Source organism: Pseudomonas fluorescens (genome assembly GCF_001648775.1).
In the GTDB taxonomy this organism is placed as follows: Bacteria; Pseudomonadota; Gammaproteobacteria; order Pseudomonadales; family Pseudomonadaceae; genus Aquipseudomonas; species Aquipseudomonas fluorescens_M.
In genome coordinates this window covers 10,919-29,804 of sequence record NZ_LVEJ01000033.1, presented here as the reverse complement: position 1 = coordinate 29,804, position 18,886 = coordinate 10,919, and the positions used below count along the sequence as shown (strand labels likewise).

Sequence of the window (18,886 nt, the reverse complement as noted above, 5' to 3'; positions counted from 1 at the left end):
ACAGCCGTCTTACGAAGGGAACAGCTCGGACAGTTTCATCGACAGCATCATGTCGCCTTCAACGCGCAGCTTGCCGCCCATGAACGCCTGCATGCCGTCGGTTTCGCCGCTGACGATACCTTTCAGGGTTTCGCTGTCCAGTACCAGCGTGCAGTTGGCGTCCGGGTTTTCGCCTTCCTGGATATCGCAGGTGCCATCTTTGACGATCAGCGAGTATTGCTTGTCTTCGTCGGTGATGTTGAAACCGAAGACCAGATCCAGACCGGCAGCAGCGGCTGGGTTGAACTTGGCTTGCATTGCTTTTACGGCATCAGCTACGGAGGTCATGGTTCGATCCTTATGAGGTTGATTACAGCAAGGTTCACAGTTATCCGGACTCAGCGAAAAGTGATGAGTTCCGGAGCCTTCAGCAGTTGCAGGTGTGCGTGACTGTTGAAGGAAGCCAGAGCCACCTCGCGACCGCGGAACTTCAGCTGGTTGAGCGAGGTGTTGACGATTTGCCAGTTCAATTCAAAGGCCTGTTTTGCAGGCATTTGCGTAATGAGGTGGAGCAGGGCGGTGATGGTCCCGCCGGAGGTGAACACGGCGATTTTCTGATTTTTATCGGCCAGATCAAGAATCCGCTGCAGCCCGGCCTGAACCCGTTCGACGAAACCCAGCCAGCTTTCCAGCCCCGGCGTGTCGTAGGTGCCGGCCAGCCAGCGCTCGATGATCAGGGCAAAAATACGCTGGAACTCACCACGGTTCTGCGCGGCGTTGCGCAGGATGTCGAGCGCTTCCGGCTCGTCTGCCAGCATGTCCGGGAGCAGGGCACGGATCACCGCGTCGGCATCGAACTCGTTGAACGCGGAGTCGGTTTCCAGCGTCGGTACCGGCAGCCCTTTGGCGGCGAATTGCGCCAGTGCGCTGGTGGCCGTGTGCTGCTGACGACGCAGGTCACCGGCGAGGCAGCGATCGAAGCTGATCCCCAGTTCAGCGAGGTGCTGACCGAGGATTTCTGCCTGGCGCACACCGATGGGTGACAGGACGTCATAGTCGTCTGCACCAAAGGAGGCCTGGCCATGTCGAATCAAGTAGATGCTGCCCACGTCCGCGTCATCCCGGTACGTTGAAGGTTTGGCGAGGTTATGAGGATGGCGGAGAGCTGTCAATGAAAAAACATACGCTTGTTTGAAATGCCCGTTACAGGGGTGTTGCCAGAGGTTTCACGGCTGGCCGACGAGCCGGCGCATGGGTATGCTGGAACCATCCCGCGTGTGTTTCACATCCACGCACTGTTCTAAGGAGTCTCTGTGGAGTTTTTCACCGAATACGCCAGTTTCCTGGCCAAGACCGTTACCCTGGTGATCGCCATTCTGGTGGTGCTCGCCAGTTTTGCCGCGCTGCGCAGCAAGGGCCGGCGCAAGTCGGCCGGTCAGTTGCAGGTCAGCAAGCTCAATGATTTCTACAAGGGCCTGCGTGAGCGGCTCGAACAGACCCTGCTCGACAAGGATCAGCTCAAGGCGTTGCGCAAGGGCGAAGCCAAGTCCGAGAAAAGCGCGAAAAAGCAGAAGAAAAAACCTGCTGAAGCCAAATCCCGCGTATTCGTCCTCGATTTCGACGGTGACATCAAAGCCTCGGCCACCGAGAGCCTGCGCCATGAAATCACCGCGCTGTTGACCCTCGCCACGCCCAAAGACGAAGTGGTCCTGCGCCTGGAAAGCGGTGGCGGCATGGTCCACAGCTACGGTCTGGCGTCGTCGCAACTGGCGCGGATCCGCGAGGCCGGCGTGCCGCTGACCGTGTGCATCGACAAGGTCGCGGCCAGCGGCGGCTACATGATGGCGTGCATTGGCGAGAAGATTATCAGCGCACCCTTCGCGATTCTCGGCTCGATCGGTGTGGTCGCGCAGTTACCCAACGTCAACCGCCTGCTGAAGAAGCACGACATCGACTTTGAAGTACTGACCGCCGGCGAGTACAAACGCACCCTGACCGTGTTTGGCGAAAACACCGAGAAGGGCCGCGAGAAGTTCCAGGAAGACCTGGACATCACCCATCAACTGTTCAAGAACTTCGTCGCCCGTTATCGCCCGCAGCTGGCGATCGATGAAGTGGCAACCGGTGAAGTCTGGCTGGGCGTCGCCGCACTGGACATGCAACTGGTCGATGAGCTCAAGACCAGCGATGAATACCTGGCGCAGAAGGCCAAACAGGCCGAGGTCTACCACCTGCACTACGCCGAGCGTAAAAGCTTGCAGGAGCGCATCGGCATGGCGGCCAGCGGTTCGGTCGACCGTGTACTGCTGAGCTGGTGGAGCCGCCTGACCCAGCAACGCTTCTGGTAAACCTGTCGGCGCTCGTGTGACGGCCGTCACGCGAGCGTGCTTCAGTGTCTGCAACAACTCGTGCGTTACTTATCTATTTTTATCTTTTTGATTGTTGATCAATTCGGCTTGAGTTGATCAACTAAACGCGCTGTATCCGATTTTATTTCAACTTTATTCTGATGGCTCAAATCAGATTAAGGTTTTTGTACATGGACGTTAAAAGTGAAGCATTGAAACGTGTTGAAATGACACCCGCGCAACAGGGCGTCTTTTATGAATTGTTCAAAGAGCAAATCCCCGTCTGGTTGCTTGATTCGTCGAGCGAGTTGCGCGACGAACTCTATAAAAGCCTCAAGCTCAGCTACCAATCCCGGCATGTCGCCCGCGAACAGGCCAAGGCGTTGAGTTCTCCGCAGAGCTTCTGTACACCTCTGCTGGCCAGCGCGGTCTCGAAAAAGCTGGGCGAACCGTTCGAGGTCCCAGGCGCGCTTTTCCAGCATATTCGCTCGACTTCCAGCCTGCTCGGGTTGCGCAAGAAACTGGTACTGCCCATTCAGCGTGATCTGTTAACAGCTGCCTGCGAGAACTTTGAATTATCAGAAACCCAATCGAACAACTACAGCGAGCACTCACTTATTTATATTCCGGAACGTGTTACCGGAAAACAAAGTCGGGTGCTGCCACTCAAGCCCCATGAGTTCGCCAAACTGTGCCGTGATCTCGACTTGGGCGCGCAATACCAAAAACATGTTGAAGTATTGTTTGGCACTGATACTCAAGCGGGAAGTTTGCAGGCCGTTGCCGTGACGTGCTCCAGGGATCAATTCGAGGTCGACCGGCATATCGCGTTTATGCGCGGACAGATCAGTGCTGATGTTTATGCGATGCTCAAATCGGTCAAGGATTGCGCCGCTACGATCAAACTGAATCAAACCACCCTGCGTTACCAGCAGTTGGAGATGCTCGGGGTGATATTGAGAGGGCCGATGCTGATCGGGCCGGTCGGCGCGCGTGCTGGAGATGACCAGCGCTGCGTGGTTTACATACCCGGTGATCCGGAGCACCCGCTGAAGGAATACACGTCGTTCTCGGTGTTCGAGCGCCAGTTGAGCATGCGTTTGCGTGACGCCCAATGGCGCAACTTTTTCATGCGTTTCATCCTCCTCGGGCAGCGCTCGACATTCATGGCCGGGTTGGCGGTCAGGCTGTTGGACGCAACGTCGACGCAATTTCCATTTGCCACGTTCTATTTGCCTGTGACGACGGTTTCGCCTGAGGGGCCCGCCAAGGGCAACCTGTTTGTGGCGTTGTTTCAACATCATTCGAACAAGGTCCGCGCGGAGTCCCGCTTGCTGGTGGTGCCGACCGGCGATGAAGATGAGAAGACGCGTCTGGCGAGGTTGGAAACCTATAAAACCATCGGCTTGAACACGCTGACGTTCTTTGCGTCTTTTGTCCCCGTCATCGGCGAAATAATGTTTGCGGTGGCTGGTGTGCAATTGCTCAACGAGATTTACGAAGGCGTGGAAAGCTGGGCCGTCGGTGATCAGGAGCACGCGACGGATTGTCTGTTCGACACGCTGGAAAACGTGATCCTCATGACAGCCTTCGCCGCCGGTGGAGCCACCGCAGGCAAGGCATACAAAACCGTACGTTCGTCGAACTTCGTGCAAGGTTTGCGACGGCTGTCCATCTCAGGTTACGTCAATCGATTGTGGAGCCCGAACATGGCGGCCTATCGTCAATGGGAGCCCACCGCGCATCACCTTTCCACGGATAAACAAGGATTGATCTGGCGGGAAAACGAGCGTTATTTACCGCTGGGACCGGATGCCTATGCAGTACGCCCAGTCACCGGCACGGGACTCTGGGAGGTGTGTGGCACAGCGTTGTCGACGCGCTATAACCCGTTGCTCGAAACCAATGGTGCTGGGGCCTGGCGCCACGACTCGGAACTGGCGCAGGGCTGGAGCCAGCTCACTTTGTTGCGCCGTCTCGGTTACCGCGAAGAGGGGCTGCCCGATGCCCGGGCGCTACAGGCCATCGCCTGCACCGGTATCGATGAGACACAGATGCGCCAGTTGTTCGTCCAGCGGGATGGGCCGATGGCGTTACTGACCGATGCCGTCAGGCGCTTTCGTGCGGATGCGCAGGTGTCACAGTTTCTGCTTGAAACAGGCTCGCCATCGACGGCGGCATTGGCCGACGCCGATCTGCAGTTGTATCTACTGACCACGACGTCGCGCTGGCCGGCAGATTTGGCGGTAATTGTGAAGGACGCAGGGGCAGGGGACGTGGCGCGTTATGGGGCTGAAAGCGCTACTCGACGTCTCGAACTGAGCAAGGATGCGCTGCACAAAGGCCAGTTTCACACGGCATTGCTGGCGGGGCTCAAAGTCGCTGAGAAGTCGCATCTGCTGGAGGAGACGGCGGCTTCCGCCTCCGAACAGCTAACCTTGCTCAACAACGTTGTCAGTGAACTCGCGACGCGCCAGCGCGGTGCCCTGATGAATCGGCTGTATGCACGTGCTGACGTCTGCGAAACCGTTCGTGGGGAACCCCTTCGCAAGGCATTCACGCAGTTGTCCGCGAGCATCGCCGATGAACTGGAGCGACACGCCGATGTACGTGAATGGGCGCAACTCGAATCCGCCGATGTACCGCTGCGACTCGCTGAGGAGGCGCGGCGTTATGAACAGATTCAGCGCGTGAGCCGGGCGTATGAGGGGTTGTATCTGGATGCAGTCAGCGGGCGCGACGGCGATTGGCTAGTGCTCGATACCTTGACGCATTTGCCCGGTTGGCCCGGCGATGTCTCGGTCGAAATAGTCGAGGCGCCAGCAGCGGCCACAGAAGCCATTCGGCTGGGGCCAAGGGGGGCCGCCTACAACGTCGTGATTCAGGCCCACGCGGATCATTATCAGGGCCTGGACACGCAGGGAACCGTCGTCTCGACGCAGCCCACACGCACCCGTGCAGACTTCTTTCGCACGTTAGGGGAAAGCCTTCCGCTGCACGCCCGCAAGGCGCTGGGCGTTGAAACGGACTTGGACGGCAGCGCACTGCGCCAGAAAATCACCGCACTGGCGTTGCAACGACGCGAGGCCTTTTCCCGCGTGCTGGCTGTCGGCGCGGTACACGTAGACTATCGTTCGCCCATGGGGCTGGCGGACCGGCGGATAGAACATTCCATCGGGCTTTTGGCGCCGGATCCGCGTCCCTTGATGTCCAGATCGGCAGCGATCATGCAGCGCGCGCGTGAACTTTATCCTTCCCACTCGACCGAGCAGATCGAAAGGTTTGTGGCATCACTGGATGCTGACGACGTCCTCGCCGTGCGAAAACTTGAGGACATCCGAGTGCAGTACGCCACTATGGTCGAAGCGCTGGAGCGTTGGGTCCATCGCGACACCTGGTATCACACCCCTGGCGGTGTGCGCCAAAAGGTGCCACCGCACAGCAAGTCGCGGGCCGCCCAGGCGATCCGGCGCGCCTGGCGCCGGGAGACGCGCATCACGCATGAATCGGGTCACAGCTTGCACAGTCTGACGCTGGATTCGGTGCCGCTGGGTGACCTGCCAGTGATCGTTGCCGATTTCAGTCACATCGTGGTTCTGCAACTCAAAGGCGTGGGCGCCAGTGCCGGCCTGAACACTTTCCTGCGCAACTTCCCCCGGCTCGGCACTCTGGACTTGTCGGGCAACGAGCTGACGCGCATTCCGCAGGCAATCGAAGACATGCCCGGTTTACGTCATCTGGACCTGAGCGAAAATCGAATCGAGTTCGCCGAGCGGTCGACGCCCGAGTTCGCTGGCAACGAGGGCCTGGTCTCGCTGGATCTGAGTTTAAACCCGACATTGGGCCGTGCACCCCGGGTTGCAGCGCTGCGTCGATTGCGGCGTCTGGCGCTACGTGCCTCAGGGATTACCGAATGGCCATCGGACATCGGTGCGCTGACTCGGCTGCAGGCGTTTGATTTGCGCAACAACAAAATCGCCGAAGTGCCGGCAGCGGTCTTCACCTACCCGCCAGGCCTGAATCGTGGCACCAATATCGACGGCAACCCGCTGTCTGCGTCGAGCCTCAAGGCGATTGCGCAATACCAGAAGACCCAGGGTATCGATCTGGGCGTGATGACCCCTGATTACCAAGGCAAGCCGTGGCAGGCTGTCGACAAGCAGGGCAGTGGTTGGGTGAATGGCCTGGCGCAGGTATCGGTAGCTCGCGCGCAGCAGGTGTTGACGGCGTTGTTGGCAGATCCGCAGTCGCGGGATTTTTTCGAGGTGCTGGAGCAGTTGCGTGGAACGGCCGATTTCGCCCGCACCCGCAATCAACTGGCTCAGCGCCTGTGGAACGTCCTTGAAGCAAGCTGCGCAGACGCCAGACTGCGTCGCACGCTGTTTCGGCTGGCCAGTACAGGCCGGGCCAGCGCCGTTAATGTTGCTGTGCTATTCAGCGACCTGGAGGTGAGGTTTTTGTGTCATCGGGCAGCGGCGGCGGGGTCGGGCAGCGGCACGCAGACCCTCGAAGGCGAGCTGATCGGCTTGTTGCGCGGACAGTTTCGCTTGCATGAGGTGCAACGGCGCGCATTGATGGATGTCGCGGAGCGCGCGCAGTCAGCTTCACTGACTTCATCACAAGCCTTGGACATCAGCCTGATCTATAGGGTGCGACTGGCCCAGCGACTGGAATTGCCCGGCCAACCCAGGCAGTTGAATGCAGCGCTGGACGTTGAGGTGACCACCGCACAAATCGAGCAGGTCTTTGCCGAGGTCATCAAGGCTGAGCAAAGCGCTCAGTTGATGGAGTCGATCAGTCAGGAGGAGTTCTGGTCGGAGTACTTGCTGACGACCCATCGCAATGCCTTTGAGGGTAACCTGCAGCGCAGTGCGCGATCACTGGCGCAACTGGAAAGACAAACCGGACTTTCGCGCCTGGCGGCTTCGCAGCAGATGGCGACCATTCTCGATAACTTCAGGAACGAAGGCACGCAGTTGCGCAGGCAACTGACGACGGAGGCGTTGAAGCGACACCCCGGGTTGACCTTGCCAGCGGCGGTGCCGGGCAGATTTGGACAGTCAAAGGGTTAAGCGAGAACCCCGAGTCCGCAGGCGCGGGCTCGAGGTTTGCGGTCAGCGGCGACGGAACAGCGGCAGCGGTTCGTCAGTGGCAGCCTGATAGGTCACCGAGAAGTCCTTGAGACCTTCAAGGGCTTCGTAAGGGTCTTTGTCGGGGCGCACGGCAAAGGCATCGAAGCCGCAGCGGTGCATGTAGAACAGTTGGTCGCGCAGCACGTCACCAATTGCCCGCAGTTCGCCTTTGAAACCATAGCGGTCGCGCAGCAGGCGGGCGTTGGAGTAGTTGCGGCCGTCGGTGAACGCCGGGAAATTCAGCGCAATCACTTGAAACTCGGCGACGTCTTCACCGATTTCTTCGGCTTCTTCGTCGGCGTCCAGCCAGATACCCAGGCCCCCGTCGCGGGCCTTGAGCATGCGGCTGTGTTCGCGCCACAGCTGCAGTGGCACGATCAGGTCGTCGCAATTGCTGATCTCGTCGATGTTGAAATCCTTGGGCAGCAAGTGCCAGGTTTCGTCGACGACCTCGTTGTTCTTAATGATTCGCTGCATAGACGCGTTCCTTGAAGAGGTCGATGCCAATACGCTGGTAGGTGTCGATGAAGCGCTCGTCTTCGGTACGTTGTTCAACGTACACGTCGATCAGCTTCGAAATCACGTCAGGCATGGCTTCCTGGGCGAAGGACGGGCCGAGGATCTTGCCCAGGCTCGCGTCACGGCTGGCGCTGCCGCCGAGGGACACCTGATAGAACTCTTCGCCTTTTTTGTCCACCCCGAGAATGCCGATGTGGCCGACGTGGTGGTGACCACAGGCGTTCATGCACCCGGAGATGTTCAGGTCCAGCTCACCGATGTCGAACAGGTAATCGAGGTCGTCGAAACGGCGCTGGATCGATTCGGCGATCGGGATCGACTTGGCGTTGGCCAGCGAGCAGAAATCACCGCCAGGGCAGCAGATGATGTCGGTCAGCAGGCCGATGTTCGGCGTGGCGAAACCGCCTTCACGCAGTTCGCCCCAGAGGGTGAACAATTGGCTTTGCTCGACGTCGGCGAGAATGATGTTCTGTTCGTGCGAGGTGCGCAGCTGACCGAAGCTGTAGCGGTCGGCCAGATCGGCGACGGCGTCGAGCTGCTTGTCGGTGATGTCGCCCGGGGCAACGCCGGTCGGTTTCAGCGACAGGGTCACGGCGACATACCCCGGCTTCTTGTGCGCCAGGGTGTTGCGGGTGCGCCAGCGGGCGAAACCCGGGTGTTCTTTGTCGAGATCGGCCAACTGAGCGGTCTGGTTGTCCAGCGCCTTGTAGTCCGGATCGACGAAGTGCTTGGCCACGCGCTGCAGCTCGGCGTCGGTCAATGTGGTCTGGCCACCGCGCAGGTGTTCCATTTCCGCGTCGACTTTCTGCGCGAACACTTCCGGCGTGAGGGCCTTGACGAGGATCTTGATCCGCGCCTTGTATTTGTTGTCGCGACGGCCGTAGCGGTTGTAGACCCGCAGGATAGCGTCGAGGTAGCTCAACAGGTCCTGCCACGGCAGGAACTCGTTGATGAATGCACCGACAACCGGCGTACGGCCGAGGCCACCGCCGACCAGTACACGGAAACCCAGTTCGCCCGCGGCGTTGTGCACCGGCTCCAGGCCAATGTCGTGGACTTCAATGGCGGCGCGGTCAGCGGTCGAACCGTTGACGGCGATTTTGAATTTGCGCGGCAGGTAGGCGAATTCCGGGTGGAACGTGGTCCACTGGCGGACGATCTCGCACCATGGGCGCGGGTCGATCACTTCGTCGGCGGCGACACCGGCGAACTGGTCGGTGGTGACGTTGCGCAGGCAGTTGCCGCTGGTCTGGATCGCGTGCATCTGCACGGTGGCCAGTTCAGCGAGGATGTCCGGGATGTCTTCCACCGCCGGCCAGTTGAACTGCACGTTCTGCCGCGTACTGATGTGGGCGTAGCCCTTGTCGTAGTCGCGGGCAATCTTGGCCATCATGCGCGTCTGACGCGAAGTCAGCTGGCCGTAAGGCACCGCCACACGCAACATCGGCGCGAAGCGCTGGATGTACAGGCCATTTTGCAGGCGCAGGGGGCGGAATTCTTCTTCGCTCAGCTCACCTGCCAGATAGCGTCGGGTCTGATCACGGAACTGCTTGACGCGGTCCTCGATGATCCGCTGATCGTACTCGTCGTATACGTACATATAAGTCCTGTTCTCAGGCTTTGGGCTACTCGGAAAACGCTGCGTTTTCGCTTGCTGAAGTCCGATGGTGCCTCTGCAATTCTGCGCGCACGGCCGCGCGCTCCCTAAGGGAGCCGGGGCAATATACCTGTTTGCAGTTATGCGCAAAAGTGATGTTTGAGTATATGGAAAGAACCAAATCGCCTAACGAGAATGGCTGTCAACTAACCCACATTTGTCGTGCGGACAATCATCGTCTTAACTGTGGTCGAGTCTTTCTGCAATCACCGATAAAACCGACAAGAGGCGATGCAATGAGCAATCCGACCAAGGCAAGAAAAAGCGACAGCAGTGTCGATGCGTGGGCCATTTTGTTCCTGATCATTCTGGTAGTAGGGACAGCGGTATTCTGGGTCAGCCATCAGTAAACGACCCATCCGGGCCCGCTGCCGACAGATTGTCGGACAAAAAACGGGATCAGGCATCAATAGCCGGTGGAACGAGGGCTATAATGCGCGGCCATTTTTCCTTGGGCCCGGATGCTTCATGTTCAAGTTTTTCCACCTCAGTCTTCTGTTGTTCGGCGCGCTGTTCCAGACCGGCGCGCGGGCCGAGTCTGTGCTGTTTTTGAATCCGGGCTCGACGCAGGAAGCGTTCTGGGTCAGCTATTCGCAATTCATGCAGGCGGCCGCCGATGATCTGGGCATCGATCTGCAGATTCTCTACTCCCAACGCCAGCCCGAACTGACGCTGGCTCAGGCGCGCGTTGCGTTGCAGGGGCCGAATCGCCCCGAGTACCTGGTGTTCGTCAACGAACAATATGTCGCCCCGCAAATCCTGCGCCTGGCCGAGAACAGCGGCGTGAAGCTGTTTATGGTCAATGCCGCACTGACGCCTGACCAGTTGACGCTGCTTGGCCGGCGTGACGATCGTATCGGCAGCCTGGTGCCGAACGACGAGGAGGGCGGTTACCTGATGATGAAGGAACTGATCCGCCTGCATCCGCCGACGCCCGCCGCTGAGCCGATTGAAGTGTTGGCGTTCTCCGGGCTGAAGGTCACCCCTTCGGCGCAACTGCGCGAGCGCGGCATGCAGCGGGCGCTGGCCGAACACCCACAGATGCGCCTGCGACAACTGGTGTACAGCGGCTGGACGCAAGAACGCGCCTATGAGCAGGCCAGACAGCTGTTCGCCCGCTACCCGAAGGTATCGCTGGTGTGGTCGGCCAATGATGAAATGGCCTTCGGCGCGATGCGCGCGTACGCCGAAACCGGCAAAGTCCCGGGCAAAGACGCCTTGTTCAGCGCGGTCAATACCTCACCAGCGGCCTTGCAGGCGTTGGTTGACGGGCGCCTGAGCGCGCTGGTCGGCGGGCATTTCACCTTGGGTGGCTGGGCGCTGGTCGAGTTGCATGATGTCGAGCAAGGCGTCGAGTTGAATCACTACGGCGGCCGTGACCGGCAGATCTCTTTGTTGCAATTGATCGACAAACCGCACGCCCGGCAAATGCTGGCCATGGGCGATGCGCCCAGCTACGGGGTGAGCTTTCGCAAACTCTCGGCCAAGGGTCGGCCGTCGTCGTACCGTTATCCGTTCAACCTGCAAACGTTGATGCACTGAATCGCGTCAGACCCCGGCGAACAGCAGCACCAGTTTGACGATGGCAAACAGTGTCAGCGCGAACACCGCCGTGAACAGAATCCCCAGCACCACGAAATGGCTGGGCTTGCCATGAGTGAAGTCCCTTGCGCGGTTTTTCCCGCTCTGCACCCCGAACGCTGCCGCCATGACGCTGTGCAGCATCTGCCAGAAGGTCGGCGGTTTGTTGTCGACTGGATCGTCCATAAATCCCTCGCTGTGCAAGTCATCCTTCAGAGCATAGACAACTTGCAGCGGCGAGACCCGAGACATCACTGGAAACCAACTGTCGCGCGACCAATAACTATGTACCGCAGACGCGCTGCCGGGCGATGTTCAGCTGTCACTCCATTGCACAGGAGTGATTTATGTTGGCTGAATCAAACGTTCCATCGGCGTCAGAGCCGGCGAATGCGCCGAGCCAGGACGCTTCGCACCACCGTTCGGCAACCGACAGCCTGCACGGCGAGTTCCTCGAAAAGTCCATTCCGGCATGGTTGATCGATGCCACGCCACAACGGCGCGCGGCCTTGAAGGACGCGGCCACGGCCATGCCAGCGTGGTACCGGAATGCCTCTGCCGAACAGCGCGCGACCGTGAACGCCAGCGTAATGGCCAGTGCCAGCGCGCAGGCGCGTTTAGACCAGACCTTTTCCACGTTCGAGGATCTGGACACGTTCACCGGGGCATTGCTGAAAAAAGCCCTGAAGGCGCAATTCAATGTCGAAGTCGATCTCGAGAAAACCTTTCTGAGCCTGCGCCGACCACTGAACATCAGCGTTCTGGAAATTGAGCTGTCCTCGTTCGAGTTCATCAAGCTCTCGCTGTTGCAGGCGGCACAACACAACTTTGAAGCCTATGAATGCAAGGCCGGGGCCTATCACCAGAGTTCCGGGTTCGTGCGGGAAACCGCCACGCCCGGAACATTTGAAGCGCTGACGGTCAATTTCACCGTCAGTCAGTTCATGAGCCTGTGCCGGGCTCTGGATGTCGGCGCCCACTATCAAACGTATCTGCAGGGCTTTTTTCACCCCGCGCAAGCTACGGCCGAGACGGCACTGCGCGAGCAGTTCAATGCCGCGCAAAAAGCCACGATGCGCGCCGCCGCCGATCAGGCGTTATTGAGCAACGACATCGAGGCCGCGGATCACGCGATGATCCTGTCGGTCATCGCCGGGGAAGTGCACCCGTGGATGGGCAAGAAGCAGGTGTGGTTTGCCGACCTGGGCCTGATGAAACAGCGCCTGATCGGTTGCGTGGCCTTTGTCATCTGCGAAAAGTATCGCTACACCGATGAGTTGATTGTCTACATCCCGCATGACCCCGAACATCCGTTCAAACGCTATAGCTACGCGCAGATGAAAGCGCAGTTCAAACGCCGGCTGACTGCCCGAGACACTACGGCAACCGCTGCAGCGGGGCCAACGTCCTATCAGCGTTTTCTCAGTCAATTCCTTCCTTACGACAAGCGTCCTCATTACTTCAGCCAGTTCACCCGCAAAGCCGCCGACTCACCAGGCGATCTCTGGCATTCGCCGTGGCGCACTATTCTCGACTACGGCCCTGCCGCGCCTTTCACGCGCTTTCGCGAATTGCCGCCCGAGCGTCCGGGCAAGAGGGAGCCGGAACCCGACCCTTACATTGCGCCATCGACGGTCGGGCGTGCGGGCAAAGGCGTCTGGGCAGCCAACACGGACCTGTGGGCGTATCTCTATGAGCAGAACCGCGACAAGGTGTTCGCCGACGCCCGCAGCCATGCCGTGCCCACCGCGCAGGTCGACGCCAGGGCGCGAGACGCCAAACTGGCGCACTTGCTCGAAGTTGGCCTGTTGGGATTGAACGTGGTGTCGATGTTTATACCGGTGCTGGGCGAAGTGATGATGGTGGTGATGGCCGGGCAGCTGCTTTACGAAACCTTCGAAGGAGCCATCGAGTGGAGCGAAGGTGACCGCCGCGCGGCCAAGGCGCACCTGGTCGATGTGGCCGAGAATCTGGCCCAGATTGCGTTGATGGCCGGTGTCGGTGCGGCGGCGGCCAGGTTCAAGGCGGCCAAGGCTGAGCCGGTGATTGAAAATCTGCGCCCGGTGACCCTGCCCAATGGTCAAACCCGACTCTGGCAACCCGACCTGCGCGGTTACCAAAGCACGGTGGCACTGAGTGCCGAGGCTCGCCCGAATGCGTTGGGACAACACGTGCTCGACGGTAAAACCTACATTCGACAGGACGCCAAGGTCTACGAAAAAGTCTATGACGAGGTGATCAGGCAATGGCGCATCAACCACCCGAACGATGCGCAGGCCTATCAGCCAATCCTCGAAAGCAACGGCCAGGGTGCCTGGCGTCACACCCTCGAGTGTCCACTTGAATGGGATCGCCGGACGTTACTGCGGCGCATGGGGCACGTGACGGAGGGGTTGAGTGATGCCGAACTGCTGAAGGCGGCCGACATCAGCGGCGTCAATGACAACACGCTACGCAAGATGCACATGGACAACGCGGCGCCGCCCCCTGAACTGACCGACGCGATCGGCCTGCTCAAGGCTGATGCGAATGTGCTGCAGGTCGTTGAACAACTGCAGGGGCGCCAACCGATCGATGAACGTTATCTGGCGGTTCTGCCGCTGGTTGTCGATATGCCGCGTTGGCCGGCCGGCCGCGCGCTGGAGGTATTCGACGGCGCTGAACTGGCGGGTGAGTCAATCAGATATGGCGATCAACCTCGCACCCGCAGTAGCCGGGAACCGATACAACTGAGCCGTGAGGACGTCCTGCACGGGCGATTGCCTGAGCGAATTCTGGCCGCGCTGGATGAATCGCAGGTGAGTCATTTGCTCGGTGCCGAGGGCGCACGCACGCGCGACTCACGCATTGCCATGCTCAAGCAGCAGATCGCCGATTATGCGCGGTCGCAGCCCTCGGCGATGTTCGACAGCCTGTACACCGGCACCGCCGGGGTGGATCGGCGGGTCAGCCTGTTGCAGCGAGTGTGCCCCGGCCTCAGCGAGGCGGCGGCGCAAGAAGTGCTGGCGCATGCACCTGCGGATGACCTTGCGCGGCTGGACACCACGCGCCGCGCGTCGTTGAGCATGCTGGAAGAGGCGCGCTGGTATGCCCGGCAAGGGCGGCTGACCCGCTCTTATGCCGGGCTGCGCAGCGAAAATGTTGCATCTGCGGACAGCCGCCGACTGGCGCTGCACACCCTCGGGCAATTACCGGGCTGGGCGGATTCGGTACGCCTGGAGATTCGCGAGCACAGTGCAGCCGGAGACTTGCTCGACAGCATTGGTGACGAAGCTGCGGCCGAGAAAAAATACCTGATCAAACAGGGGCCGGTGTATCAGGCTTTCAATGAGCGTGGAGAGGCGCTCAATAGCCTGCCGAAAACCGGGGACAACTTTTACGCCTCGATCATGCACGCCTTGCCTGATCGTACCCGCGCCGATCTGGGCGTGCCGCAGGTGGCGCAAAGTGCCAGGTTGCAGGCGAAGATCATCGCCCATGCCGATACCGATCGCGTGGCCGCGGTGCGCCTGCTGGAGCCGTCAACGCAACGCTTCAAAGCGCCCGTGCGCATCAACGAAAAGCTGCTCGGTTATTACGCCAGTGGCCGAGGCGCCGATCTTGGCTCAAGCCTGCCGGTGAATGTGCGCAGGCTTTATCCGCAACTGAGCGAGGCGCAGTGCGACGAATTTGTCCTGCGCCTGCAAGCGGCGGGCAACAGCAACCAGCGTATTTTCACCTTGCTGATCAACCGCGAGCGGGTCTGGAATGAATTGAACGCGGACCTTGAGCGCTGGATGACCGACACGGCAGGTCACGTGCAGCAGGATCGCCGGTCAGTCGCGCAAGTGCTCAAGGACAGTTGGAGAAACCAGCCGTTGGCCAACGGCGAAGTGACTGACGGGCTGGTCTCCGTTGCTGAGGGATTCAGCCGGTCGCGCAGTGATGCGGCTTGCCTGCGCATCAACAGCGACCAGCCCTTGCCAGTGTTGACCGTGGACTTCTCCCATGTTCAGGAGTTGAGCCTCTCCGGGGTATGTGCCAACGAAGCCAAGTCCGGACTCAACGGGTTTCTGACGAATTTTTCCGCAGTGAAAAAACTGGCCCTGAACCCCAAGGCTGAATTCAGCCCGCCGGTGTTTGTATTCGACGGGGCGGCGAATACCGGGCGGCCTTTCAATCGTCCTGGCCACGCGCCTTACTTCGTGCAAACGCCAACCCCGCCGATCGACTTGCCTGCGGCACTCGCCGACATGCCGGGGCTGGAGAGCCTGAGTTTCGTGCCGCAGGGGCTGAAACTGTCCGATAGCTTTGCCCAACGTCTGCCGACACTGACCAGCCTCGAACACCTGAACATCCTGTTCGCCGAGTCTGACGCTGCGCTGCTCAACGCGCTTGATCTGGCGCCATTGCAGCGTCTCAAGAGCCTGACGCTTTCAGCGCCCAATACTACGTGGCAATGGCCTGCCTGGCTGCTCGAATTACCGCGGCTTGAACGCCTGGATCTTTCCCGCACCGCCGTGCCGACGCTGCCCGACGCATTGTTTGTCGGCCACGAAAAACTCTGGTCCGGCCTGTCGTTAAGTTGGGCGAAGATGTCCCGCCAGTCGTTCCGGCGCGCTTATACGTACGTCAAAGGTTACGCGGTCGAGCAGGGGCATTTGATGGACGCGGGGCTCATGGTCGACGATTACTGCCGCGCGCAATTGATCAAACTGGGCTCTATTCCGTTCGGTCCATCGACACTGGCCGAACGCATCAAAACCGTAAATCCCGACCTCGACACACGCCTGGCGGTGGTCGACGCTTTGTCCGACGAATACAGCGCGTTGTTTGATCAGTACCACAGGACGGAACGCTGGACAGGGGGGACGCCATCGCCGTCTTCGCCGCCAATGACCGGGGCCAACGCGCAAGTGATTCATGTGCTGCAAAAGAGTTGGCTGGAAGCCGTCAGGCAAAGATTTGGCCTCAGTGCACAGGCCTCGGTGTTCGAGTTGCCGGAAGTGGCGCTGCGCCTGTTCGAGCATTTTATGCGCGACCCGATCACCGCGCTGCCGTCATTGCCTGCGGGCAGTTTCGCTCATGTCAAAACCTTGCGGTTAACGTTGCCGGATGTCCCGCTTGCGCAAGTGCGCGACTTCGTCAAAGCCTTCAGCGGGGCCAGCACGCTCGAGTTCAAGTCGAGTGGTCTGACCGAATTGCCGTTTGCAGCGGCTGATTTGCCGGCGTTGACCCAACTGGATCTTGGCGATAACCGGATTGCGCTGACGCCAGCCATTCAGGCGCAGTTCAACGGCTTGCAACATCTCGAAGAATTGAACCTGCGCAATAACCCGCTGGAGCAACTGGACCTCAGCGAGATGCCACGGCTGCAGTCGTTGAACCTGCGAGCGAGCCAACTGCAAAGCGTTCCGGCGGGCGTTGAAAAGCTGCGTTCACTGAGCTTTCTCGACCTGCGCGATAACCAGTTGACCACGTTACCCGCCGCGCTCGTCGCTGACGACGAGGCATTGATGAAAACCAACCTCAGCGGCAACCCGCTCAGTGAGGTCGCCAAGGGGGATTTGCAGCGCGCACAGGCACGCATCGAAACGGCCAAAGGCATGGCCGAAGGCACGTTGAGTCGATTTGCCGGGCAAGCGTTGCAGAACGACTTTCCGCCGGCAGAACCACCTGCGCTGTTGACCCGGCATTTTCTGCCATTGCCGGATGCAGCGGCAGACATCGTCGGTGTCGACGGCTATGCCGGGCGCCTGCAACGGCTCAATCCGTCAATGACGCAAGAACAGGCACTGACGAAACTTGAGCAAATGCGCGCCGGTGGGCTGAGCGATACGCTGATCGATGCGCAGCTTGAAACCTGGCACCAGAGCGCCGACCGGCTGACACGGCAATTGAATGGCTGGATGTTTATCCGTGAAACCCGCCAAACCGGCGTGATCATCTCGGCGCAAACCCGGCGCCTGGCTGCGGTGCGGATTCTCGACTGCTGGCGGCAGGCGATGCAGTTGGAATCGGGCGTTACCGAGCACGCATTGAGCCTCAATGGCTTGCAGATCGGCGACCTGCCCACGCTGGACGCAACGTTTGCCCACGTGCACAGCCTGGACCTGAGCGGCGTGCGAATGTCCGCGCAGGGCTCGAATGGTTTTCTCGGCGCATTCCCGCACCTGAAGAGATTACTGTTGAACAGCAATGACCTGGCCACATTGCCCGAGCCAGTGCAGCACATGGCCCGGCTTGAGGAATTGGGGCTCGGTTACAACGGCCTGGATGACCCGCAGCCTTTGTACGAGCGGCTGTCCCATCTGCAGCTGACAAGCCTTGATTTGCAAGGCAATGGGCTGACGACCTTCAATGTCGAGGCCTTTGCGCGACTGCAATCGCTCAATCTGCACAACAACATGCTCGAGCGCTTTCCTGAGGGCATATTGCAGGCTCCCCAGTTGCGCTCGCTGGACCTGAGCGCTAACAGCATTGAAGAGATTCCGGACGGGTTACTCGTCGACGCTCACCAAACCCTGGTGAGCGGCATAGACCTTGCCGACAACGATCTGCTGTCGTTTGAAAGTACCTTGAACATGCGCGACTACGCCCGCCAGCATGGTCTTGAGAGCGTACTGGGGTTTCAGGTCAGCGCACTGCAGGAAGACATCGATTACGCGGCGCGCGGGCGACGTCCCTCCGAGGATGGGTTTAGCGAGAACTCTGCAGACTCCGGCGCCGCTTACGAGCCGCTGGAAGAAATCCTCGACCCGGCGGCTGATGTCGCAGAATCCGCGCTGACCCCGTGGATAGAAAACCTTGCGCCCGAAGAACTGGCTGCCCGGCGCGAAGTCTGGACGCAGCTGGCGCAAGAGCCGAGCCACGAGCCTTTTTTCCGCTTGCTCAAGCTGTTGCGTGACACCGCCGAGTTCACAAAAATGCGCGCCGACCTGACCCGGCGCGTCTGGACGGTGATGGACGCGGCGGCCAGCGACACGCAGATGCGCGCGGTGTTGTTCACCTCTGCCGAGAGCCACGGAACCTGCCTGGACGGGCGCCTCCTCACGTTCAGCTCCATGGAGGTGGCGGTGTATGAACATCAGGTGCTGCTGGATGTGCCGGTCGGCGATCTGCCGTTAAAGGGCCAGCGCCTGTTGCGCCTGTGTCGGCAACTGTTTCGCCTTGATCAGGTGGATCAGGCGGCCGAAATCGCCGCGATTCACCGCGACCGGGCCGAGGTGCGTTTGCAATATCGCATCGGCATGACCCACGGCTGGCCCGATGGCTTGGAGCTGCCGGGGCAACCGGCGAACATGATGTTCGACCGGCCCATCCGCGGCTCGGAAACCGCCAGTGATCTGAGGATCAAGATTCTTGAAAAGGAGCAGGGCGATGGTTTTCTGAATTCACTGATCTTGCGTGACTACTGGCGGCAGTATCTGCGTGAGCGCTATCCGCAAGCGATTGCCGAGGTCGAACAGGCCAATCAGCAAGCGCACCAGGACCTTGAAACTCAGCATGAAGGCAGAGGGCAGGGTGAGGAGGCGTACTTAAAAGCTCTGGAGGAGGAGTTGTATGAGCGCGGAGTCCGGCTCAATCGCAAACTGCTCGATTTGTCGCGTACGGTCATCGCAGAATCGGCGTCGACCGCCGTCGCTGAACCGCAACCCGGGCCATCGCGTGGGGCAGGCAATTGAGGGGCT

General features: G+C 59.9%; 9 protein-coding genes. 4 read left to right on the top strand and 5 right to left on the bottom strand.

What is annotated here, in order from left to right:
* Nucleotides 1-9: 9 nt before the first annotated feature.
* Together A8O26_RS26645 and A8O26_RS26640 are read right to left on the bottom strand one after the other, a co-directional pair.
* Nucleotides 10-327 (bottom strand): SCP2 sterol-binding domain-containing protein, encoded by a 318-nt coding sequence (locus A8O26_RS26645; RefSeq protein ID WP_007912567.1) that lies wholly within the window; start codon nt 325-327, stop codon nt 10-12.
* Nucleotides 328-377: 50 nt separating this feature from the next.
* Nucleotides 378-1,088, bottom strand: a complete 711-nt coding sequence (locus A8O26_RS26640; RefSeq protein WP_064120619.1) for a histidine phosphatase family protein — start codon at nt 1,086-1,088, stop codon at nt 378-380.
* Between the two features lie 204 nt (nt 1,089-1,292).
* Here A8O26_RS26640 and sohB point away from each other — a divergent pair, with 204 nt between their 5' ends.
* On the top strand, nt 1,293-2,327 hold the full coding sequence (gene sohB / locus A8O26_RS26635; RefSeq protein ID WP_064120618.1) for a protease SohB: 1,035 nt from the start codon (nt 1,293-1,295) through the stop codon (nt 2,325-2,327).
* Nucleotides 2,328-2,518: 191 nt separating this feature from the next.
* On the top strand, nt 2,519-7,399 hold the full coding sequence (locus tag A8O26_RS26630; RefSeq protein WP_064120617.1) for a dermonecrotic toxin domain-containing protein: 4,881 nt from the start codon (nt 2,519-2,521) through the stop codon (nt 7,397-7,399).
* Between the two features lie 42 nt (nt 7,400-7,441).
* On the opposite strand, the gene A8O26_RS26625 is transcribed toward A8O26_RS26630, so the two are convergent.
* Together A8O26_RS26625 and A8O26_RS26620 are read right to left on the bottom strand one after the other, a co-directional pair.
* Nucleotides 7,442-7,936, bottom strand: a complete 495-nt coding sequence (locus A8O26_RS26625; RefSeq protein ID WP_064120616.1) for a DUF934 domain-containing protein — start codon at nt 7,934-7,936, stop codon at nt 7,442-7,444.
* The gene (locus tag A8O26_RS26620) at nt 7,920-9,578 is read right to left on the bottom strand and encodes a nitrite/sulfite reductase (protein ID WP_034152311.1); all 1,659 of its coding nucleotides are present in this window, start codon (nt 9,576-9,578) and stop codon (nt 7,920-7,922) included. The genes A8O26_RS26625 and A8O26_RS26620 overlap by 17 nt, the downstream gene beginning before the upstream one ends.
* 525 nt (nt 9,579-10,103) lie before the next feature.
* Between A8O26_RS26620 and A8O26_RS26615 the strand changes: the two genes are divergently transcribed.
* Entirely contained in the window at nt 10,104-11,177 is a 1,074-nt protein-coding gene (locus A8O26_RS26615) for an ABC transporter substrate-binding protein (protein ID WP_064120615.1), read from the top strand.
* A 6-nt stretch (nt 11,178-11,183) separates the two neighbouring features.
* Here the strand turns inward: A8O26_RS26615 and A8O26_RS26610 are convergent, their stop codons facing one another.
* Complete coding sequence (locus A8O26_RS26610) at nt 11,184-11,402, bottom strand: DUF2970 domain-containing protein (RefSeq protein WP_064120614.1); 219 nt, start codon at nt 11,400-11,402, stop codon at nt 11,184-11,186.
* 161 nt (nt 11,403-11,563) lie between these two features.
* Between A8O26_RS26610 and A8O26_RS26605 the strand changes: the two genes are divergently transcribed.
* The gene (locus A8O26_RS26605) at nt 11,564-18,880 is read left to right on the top strand and encodes an NEL-type E3 ubiquitin ligase domain-containing protein (RefSeq protein ID WP_064120613.1); all 7,317 of its coding nucleotides are present in this window, start codon (nt 11,564-11,566) and stop codon (nt 18,878-18,880) included.
* Nucleotides 18,881-18,886 lie beyond the last annotated feature (6 nt).

Coding starts and splice junctions, on each gene's coding strand:
- A8O26_RS26620 (WP_034152311.1), bottom strand. CDS start 9,578: ATGTACGTATACGACGAGTACGATCAGCGGATCATCGAGGACCGCGTC.
- A8O26_RS26625 (WP_064120616.1), bottom strand. CDS start 7,936: ATGCAGCGAATCATTAAGAACAACGAGGTCGTCGACGAAACCTGGCAC.
- A8O26_RS26645 (WP_007912567.1), bottom strand. CDS start 327: ATGACCTCCGTAGCTGATGCCGTAAAAGCAATGCAAGCCAAGTTCAAC.
- A8O26_RS26610 (WP_064120614.1), bottom strand. CDS start 11,402: ATGGACGATCCAGTCGACAACAAACCGCCGACCTTCTGGCAGATGCTG.
- A8O26_RS26615 (WP_064120615.1), top strand. CDS start 10,104: ATGTTCAAGTTTTTCCACCTCAGTCTTCTGTTGTTCGGCGCGCTGTTC.
- A8O26_RS26630 (WP_064120617.1), top strand. CDS start 2,519: ATGGACGTTAAAAGTGAAGCATTGAAACGTGTTGAAATGACACCCGCG.
- A8O26_RS26605 (WP_064120613.1), top strand. CDS start 11,564: ATGTTGGCTGAATCAAACGTTCCATCGGCGTCAGAGCCGGCGAATGCG.